Origin of the sequence: Streptomyces sp. PH10-H1 (genome assembly GCF_030063355.1) — a bacterium.
GTDB lineage: Bacteria > Actinomycetota > Actinomycetes > Streptomycetales > Streptomycetaceae > Actinacidiphila.
Genome location: NZ_JASISZ010000155.1, coordinates 1 through 6,560, shown reverse-complemented (window position 1 = coordinate 6,560; position 6,560 = coordinate 1). Strand labels below are relative to the sequence as shown.

Genomic DNA, 6,560 nt, shown 5'->3' with positions numbered 1-6,560 from the left:
CCAAGAACAAGTTCGCGATCAAGCGCCGAGACCGGCCCCGCACCCCCAGTAACGTCCACTACACGATCAACGTCACCAGACAGCGGCCCTCACCTGCGGAAACGGCTTAACTCACCGGCATTGGCAGCTCAGGCGGCGTTTTTCGGTTTCCGGAAGGACGCTGCCGGGCGTGCGGAGCGTCAAATGAGCGTCACGGCGGAGAGTGGTGAGCCGTACGGCGGACTGTTGCGAGGCGTTACACCTGCTGCCGCGGTTGCCGGGCCAGGGGCCAGCCTGAGGCACCCGTACGAGGGGCCAGCGCGCGTCGAGCGTGACACATCCGCCCTATCGTTGGCCGTTCCGCCCGCATGCCGTCGAGAGGAGCCGGAGTGGTGAAGTATGCGTTGACGGATTCGCAGATCGACTTGCTCCGCGAGATCGCGGCCGCATCCAGCGCGGTGCCGATTCCACCTGCCCGTACCCAGACGGCCTGGGCGCTGGAGCAACGTGGACTGATCAAGAAGACCTGGCGCGGCAGCGGGCACGTCGCCGTGGTCACTGCGGACGGCCGCTACTACCTCAAGCACGGCAAGCATTGAGCTGAACCGGATTTCGTAGCGGCCCCGAAGCCGGGCATGATCGCCTCGGCAGATGGGAAGCACAGGTCTGATGCCTGCACCCCGGAAGTATCCCGACGAGCTCCGCGAGCGAGCCGTCCGTGAAGTACAGAACTCTGGCCGTCCGGTCGCCCAGGTGGCCCGGGATCTCGGTATTCACAAGGAAGCCTTGCGGCTGTGGGTCCGCCAGGCCGAGGCCGACCACGGCAGCCGGCCTGAGCTGCTCACCACTGCCGAGCGGGCAGAGCTCGTCCAACTCCGCAAAGAAGCAGCAGAGTTGCGGCGGGCGAACGAGATCCTGAAGGCCGCCAGCGTGTCTTTCGCCAAGGAGCTCGACCAGCCCCGCACGAGGCCGACGCGGTGATCAACCACCTCCGCGACGACTTCGGGGTCGAGCCCGTCTGCCGGGAACTGGACCTGTCGATCTCCGCCTACAACGCCCGCCGCAGACGCGCGAAGTCCGCACGCCGACAGCGCGACGACTACCTCGTCGCGCACATCCGCCGCATCCACACCGACTCCGGCGAGACCTACGGAGCCCGGCGCATCCACCGCCAACTGCGACGCGAGGGAGTTGCGGCAGCCCGCTGCACCGTCGAACCGCTAATGCGCGAGGACGGCCTGGAAGGCGTTATCCGCGGGCAGCGACGCCGCACGACGATCCCCGAACCGTCCGCCCCAAGGCCGCCCGACCTGGTCAATCGGCACTTCCGTGCCCACCGTCCGAATCAGCTGTGGGTCGCGGGGCCACCTGCTGATCCACTACGCCATCCGCACTCTGATGCACGACGCGGCCGACCAAGCCCAAGTCGACTCCGACCGGCTTTCCTTCACCCGCAGTATCCGTCTCGCGCGCCGACAGGTCACCGCGCAAGCGGCCTTTTCCCCCTGACCATCTGGTCGCAGCCCTCACCGACGGCCTTCGGGAGATAGCCCGTCACCGACTCCCCACGCGCCGCAGGCGCTTCAACCCCCGCATCATCAAACGCAAGATGTCAGGCTTCGGCGTCAAACGCGACGAACACCGGCACGTCTCCCAACCCGCGCAGAGTCCAGCCGAGGCCGTGACCATCGCCCCGCACTGGCGCACCGCACCGATCAACCCATCGGTCCAGGTCCCACGAAGCTGGGACCCGATCCCTTAAGAGCGTCCGCCAGTAGATCACCGGATGCGGGGGCTGCGAGGCCGGGTGTCCCAGCGGTAGAGGAACCAGGCGCGTCGGATCAGGCTACGGATGGTGACGATGGCGGCGGCCAGGGCGATGAAGAACTCCACGCAGGCCCGGCGGCGTTCGGTGCAGCGCCGGAGCTTGCCGAAGTTGTTCATCCACGAATTCGTCCGCTCCACTACCCAGCGCCCGTCCGCCTGAATCGGTGTCCGCTCACCGCGCTTGGCGATCAGCGGGATGACCTGTCGGCCCGCCAGATCCTCGTAGACGCATCGGTAGTCGTATCCCGCGTCCAAGCTGAGCGTCGGGTGCTCCGGTAACGGGCCGAGTTCCCCGCCGAGATCGCGGAAGTGGTCCAAGGTCCCCGGAAGGAGGGTGTGGTCGCGGATGTTGGCCGGTGCCGGGTCGGTGACCAGTGGGATGCCGTAGCCGTCGGTGAGCTGCGAGCGCTTGAGGCCCTGCTTGGCGCGGTCCACCGGGCTCTTGCCCGCGCACTGCCCACCCGAGGGTGCCTTGGTCTGGCAGCCGTCGGCGGCCAGATGCCCCAACTCCAGGCTGATCATGCGGTCGTAGGCGGCCAATGCCGCCAGCTGAATCGCCTCGCCCGCACCGCACGCGATCCACTCATCGCGGCGGCGCCGGATCGTGGTGGCCGAGCAGGTCCCGTCGGCCACCCGTTCGTACCCCATCCCGGACACCAGGACCAGAATCAGCCGGTCGAAGACCAGCTCATCGGCGATACGGGGGTTGTGGCAACCCCACGGATGCTTCTCGTGGTGCTCGGGCAACTGCGCGAGGAACTCCTCACGCAGCGGCTCCAGGATGCATGCTGGAACGGCGGGCACGGCCCCTCCCGGGTGCAGAGCGTCAACAACTCCACGAAGGCGCCGTGCCGACCTGACTACCATGTCCGCCCGTGCCCATGACCTACCACTGTCTATGACGTGGCGAAGTGCGTGGGTGGGCCGTCGCCCCGTAGCCGTCCCGCCGGGAGCTTGCGCCCGCACAGGACGAGCGCGAGATCCTGAGCCCGGCCGGTCAGCGGCGTTCCCGTCCCGAATGACCAGTCGATGTCATCGGCTCGCAACTCGATCCCGTCCAGGCCGACGCCGAAGTGCTTGAGGCTTTTCGGGCCTGTGATCGTCTCCAGGATGATCCGCAGGTGTTCCTCGGGGATCTGGCGGGTGATGTTCAGCGGCACGGTGATGTCCAGGCCGTGGATCACATCGTGGGTCAGCGCGGCCTCGAAGCCGCCGCCGGGCGGTTGCCACGGGTACCACTCGTTGGTGCGGAGGGCCGCGACGAGCTCGTCCGTCGAGGCTTGCCCGTCCCGCCTGGCGCAGCGGTCTGCCATGCGGTTGAAGTTGCCCCGTGAGGTCATGAGTTCGCGGATGAATCGTGCGGTCGAGTACCGGAACGGCATGGTCACGTGCGCGACGACCTCGCGCACGCGCCAGCCGGCGCACAGTGTCTGCGTCTCCCACGAGGCGGGGGGCAAGGCGCTCAGCACGTCCGCCAGCTCTCGTCGTTCAGCCGCGATTGCCTCGGTGATGTATGTCTTCTCCATCGGTGTATCGCCTTTCCGGTCGGACTATCGTCCGGATTCGCGCGCGAGGGTCTTCAGGTACGCGGCGAACTTGTCGAGCGAGGACAGGAAGCCGGCTTCTGCCTCTGGGCTGCGGAACGCCTCGGGTAGGTGCGTCTGGTGGATGTGCACCTCGGTGCGGCCGTCGCCGAGGTCGGCGAAGGTCGCGGTCATCGTCATCCTGCTGTGGGTCTCGGTCCACACGAGTCGCTCCGGCTCGCTGACCTCCACATAGACGGCTCGGGTCGGGTACCGGCTGCCGTCGGCGTCGTTGACCATGACGGTCACGAAGACCCCGCCTGGACGTGCGTCGACGATGATGTCCTCAAGCGGCGCGCTCACGCCGACGGGGCCCCAGAAGTGGGTGAGGTGTTCCGGTTCGGTCATGCAGCGAAAGACGAGCTCTCTGGGAGCGTCGAAGACGCGGGTGAAGCTGAGTTCACCAGCGGCAGGCTTCTGGTCAGTCATGAGCCATGTCCTTTCCGGTCCGGCTCGGGGGAATGTGCTTGCTGGACCTCACGCAGGTGCTGGTCGAGCTTGTCGAAGCGTTCCGTCCAGGTCCGTCGACTTTCCTCGATCCATAGCAGTGCCGCGTCGAGCGCTTCGCGCTCAAGGTGGCAGGGCCGGAACTGGGCGTGCCGGGTCCGCGAGATGAGCCCGGAGCGTTCGAGCACCTTGAGGTGCTTGGAGATTGCCGGCAGGGACATCTCGAACGGCGCCGCCAACTCGTTCACCGTGGCATCCCCTCTGGCGAGGCGGGCCACGATCGCCCGACGCGTGGGGTCCGCCAGCGCGGCGAAGGTGACGTCGAGGCGTTCATCGTCCACCGCCGCCACATCGACCGGCTTGCTCCCTGAATCCACTCAGCTACTTCACCATGTAGTTATTTAGCTGTCAAGTTAAATAAGATGAGAGGCTCCCGTCCCTCCGATCTCGTCGGGCGTGCGCCTGGGGCAGACCGGCGGCCCCTATATGGATGCGGATGCCGGCCACGCCTGGGGGCAGGTCGTCACGGACCAGCGGACGGGCGCTGGGTAGTGGAGCGGACGAATTCGTGGATGAACAACTTCGGCAAGCTCCGGCGCTGCACCGAACGCCGCCGGGCCTGCGTGGAGTTCTTCATCGCCCTGGCCGCCGCCATCGTCACCATCCGTAGCCTGATCCGACGCGCCTGGTTCCTCTACCGCTGGGACACCCGGCCTCGCAGCCCCCGCATCCGGTGATCTACTGGCGGACGCCCTAAGTCACTGGTATTGAGGCTAACCGCCTCCACGAGGCTCTCGAAGCGTGATGGCCCACGGGGAGGCGACGGTCCACCGGTGCTGAAAGGATTTCCTCGTGGGTGCCGCATAGCCGGGACTGGCTGGCCCCCGGCCGGTAACAGCGGGGGACGAGGACCGACACCCGCTGGGCTCGGGTTACTGGGAGACAGGAGCCTTCCAGCTGGTCGCCGAGAATTGGATGGAGGCAGAGGCGTCGGTACTGACCGAAACTACCTTCACCAGGACGACCGAATCCGTCTTGCTGCTGAACTCGCAGTATTCACTTCCAGCATGCAGCGCGGACAGATCCACGTCCAGGCTGTTCTGTCCCGACCCTGCCGCCGCGTCCTCGCAAGCTGCCGCTCCGACATCACCGTTGACCTGCGCGGCCGGGCCATAGAAGCGGATCTTTGCTCCGCCCAGACATTCCGGGTAGTAGGACAGGTCCCCCGAGCCGCTGTAGTTGACGATCGGGCCGTCCAAGCCCTGGAGGGCGACAGATGACGGGGTACAATCGCCACCCTTAGCGCCCTTGGTACCCAGTACGAACGTCTGGTCGGCATAGATGGCGCCACCAGGGGTCGGGGGAGCCGCCTGCGTCGGCTGTGGAACGGCCCACTCGGTGACCGACCAGGTGATTTGGACCGGCGTGTTCGCGGACATACTCGCGACCTGCATGAGAATCACACGACCGACGGGCTTGGCGTACTCGCAGAACGTGTCGCCGGCCGCCAAGGCCCGAACGCTGTAACTCTGGAGAGCGGTGCCGTTCCTGAGGGACTGCTCCACGGCGGCCTGGCAGCTCGACTGGGTCGGCGATCCGGAGACCTTAGCCACCGGTTGGCCGTCAAAGTTGATCTGGGGGGTCATGCCGGAACAGGGCGGACTCCACGTGAGCCCGGGCCAGGCCGCCCCGTTGGGGCCGACACCCGACGTGTTGGGGTCCCTGAGTTTGGCTCCGCTGTCGGTAAAGTCGATATGGAGGTTGACTGGGCAGCGGTGCTCAACGGCCCAGACGGCGCTGAACGTCGCGGACTTCCCGGAGTAGAGCAGACCCATCGGTGCCGAAGCCGACGGTGAGCCGTTGGTGGCAGCTGCCTGCGACGCCGAAGTACTCGGGCTTGGGGGCGGTTTCGGAGTGCTGCCGCTGCAGCCCGCTGCGGTTGCGAGCAGGAACATGACGACACCGCAGGCTAAGACGCTGCCCGAACGCGGATGTATAGCAATCATTATTCCCTTAACTCTGGCGACCGATGGCCTGGTTGCTGACCGCCGGCAAAATACCACGCACTGATCCGGGCCGGGCCTCGTTCTGGGCCCGGATCCACCGATGACGTTGCGCGGGGGGTGAGGGTCGTGTCCCACGGCGTGGTGTAGCCGTCCGGACCGCACGGCTCCAGGCGGCGGACCCGTCCGCGAACTGCCGCATCCGGCGGGCTGATGTCCGCGCAGTTGAGGGCGGTGCAGCCGCCGCCGTGCGCGGGTATGTGCTCGGAGCACCTGCGACCTGCGGAGTCGCGACCTCCGGATGGCTGCACCACTCGACGGGACGCCCTCCTCCAGCACCGGCTGCAAAGGGGCAAGCGCCTTGGCCAACCCGTTCGGCACGGGTGTCAGCGGCCAGTTGGGTCTCCCCAACGGCGGCCACTTGACGGGGAGCCATCTGGCCGCGCCCTTCGATACGCTGCGTAACTGCCGCGTTGGCCCAGGAAATTCCGTACCGCCAAGTCGGGGGATCGAGATCAGTCGTCGTATCGCAGGTGTGACGTGTCTGGTTCGATGAAGGGTCGTCGTTGCCGCCGTCTGCAAGGAGTGGATCCTGAACCAATGCCGTTAGGTTAAGAGTTCGGGTGGGGTGGTATGAGCGTGGGGGTGCGGGGTGGTGTGGGAGCTTGCCGGTCGTCGGGTTTCTTGATGCGGTAGCGGGAGATGATGCGTTTGATGGCGC

Annotated in this window: 7 protein-coding genes and 3 pseudogenes; 5 read left to right on the top strand and 5 right to left on the bottom strand. The window is 66.6% G+C overall.

All coding sequences use genetic code 11. The annotated features are described in order from the left end of the window. The first annotated feature begins 368 nt into the window (after positions 1 to 368). From QMK24_RS40460 to QMK24_RS40450, 4 genes and pseudogenes are all read left to right on the top strand, one after another. Entirely contained in the window at positions 369 to 578 is a 210-nt protein-coding gene (locus tag QMK24_RS40460) for a hypothetical protein (RefSeq protein WP_283471910.1), read from the top strand. A gap of 70 nt (positions 579 to 648) precedes the next feature. Then, complete coding sequence (locus QMK24_RS40455) at positions 649 to 960, top strand: transposase (RefSeq protein ID WP_283471909.1); 312 nt, start codon at positions 649 to 651, stop codon at positions 958 to 960. Further along, positions 957 to 1,232 (top strand): annotated as a pseudogene (locus QMK24_RS42175) (IS3 family transposase); the annotation flags it as partial. The gene QMK24_RS40455 and the pseudogene QMK24_RS42175, both read left to right, overlap by 4 nt. Before the next feature lie 115 nt (positions 1,233 to 1,347). After that, a pseudogene (locus QMK24_RS40450) lies at positions 1,348 to 1,488 on the top strand (IS4 family transposase); the annotation flags it as partial. A gap of 270 nt (positions 1,489 to 1,758) precedes the next feature. On the opposite strand, the gene QMK24_RS40445 reads toward QMK24_RS40450, so the two are convergent. The 4 genes from QMK24_RS40445 to QMK24_RS40430 form a co-directional block, all read right to left on the bottom strand. Continuing rightward, the gene (locus QMK24_RS40445; protein ID WP_283471908.1) at positions 1,759 to 2,610 is read right to left on the bottom strand and encodes an IS5 family transposase; all 852 of its coding nucleotides are present in this window, start codon (positions 2,608 to 2,610) and stop codon (positions 1,759 to 1,761) included. Between the two features lie 92 nt (positions 2,611 to 2,702). After that, positions 2,703 to 3,332, bottom strand: a complete 630-nt coding sequence (locus QMK24_RS40440) for a maleylpyruvate isomerase family mycothiol-dependent enzyme (RefSeq protein WP_283471906.1) — start codon at positions 3,330 to 3,332, stop codon at positions 2,703 to 2,705. 24 nt (positions 3,333 to 3,356) lie between these two features. Further along, positions 3,357 to 3,818, bottom strand: a complete 462-nt coding sequence (locus tag QMK24_RS40435) for an SRPBCC family protein (RefSeq protein ID WP_283471904.1) — start codon at positions 3,816 to 3,818, stop codon at positions 3,357 to 3,359. Beyond that, entirely contained in the window at positions 3,815 to 4,177 is a 363-nt protein-coding gene (locus QMK24_RS40430; RefSeq protein WP_283471903.1) for an ArsR/SmtB family transcription factor, read from the bottom strand. Before QMK24_RS40430 ends, QMK24_RS40435 begins: the two co-directional genes overlap by 4 nt. 198 nt (positions 4,178 to 4,375) lie before the next feature. Here QMK24_RS40430 and QMK24_RS40425 point away from each other — a divergent pair. Beyond that, positions 4,376 to 4,573: pseudogene (locus QMK24_RS40425) on the top strand (transposase); the annotation flags it as partial. A 195-nt stretch (positions 4,574 to 4,768) separates the two neighbouring features. Here the strand turns inward: QMK24_RS40425 and QMK24_RS40420 are convergent. After that, entirely contained in the window at positions 4,769 to 5,482 is a 714-nt protein-coding gene (locus tag QMK24_RS40420) for a hypothetical protein (protein ID WP_283471902.1), read from the bottom strand. Positions 5,483 to 6,560 lie beyond the last annotated feature (1,078 nt).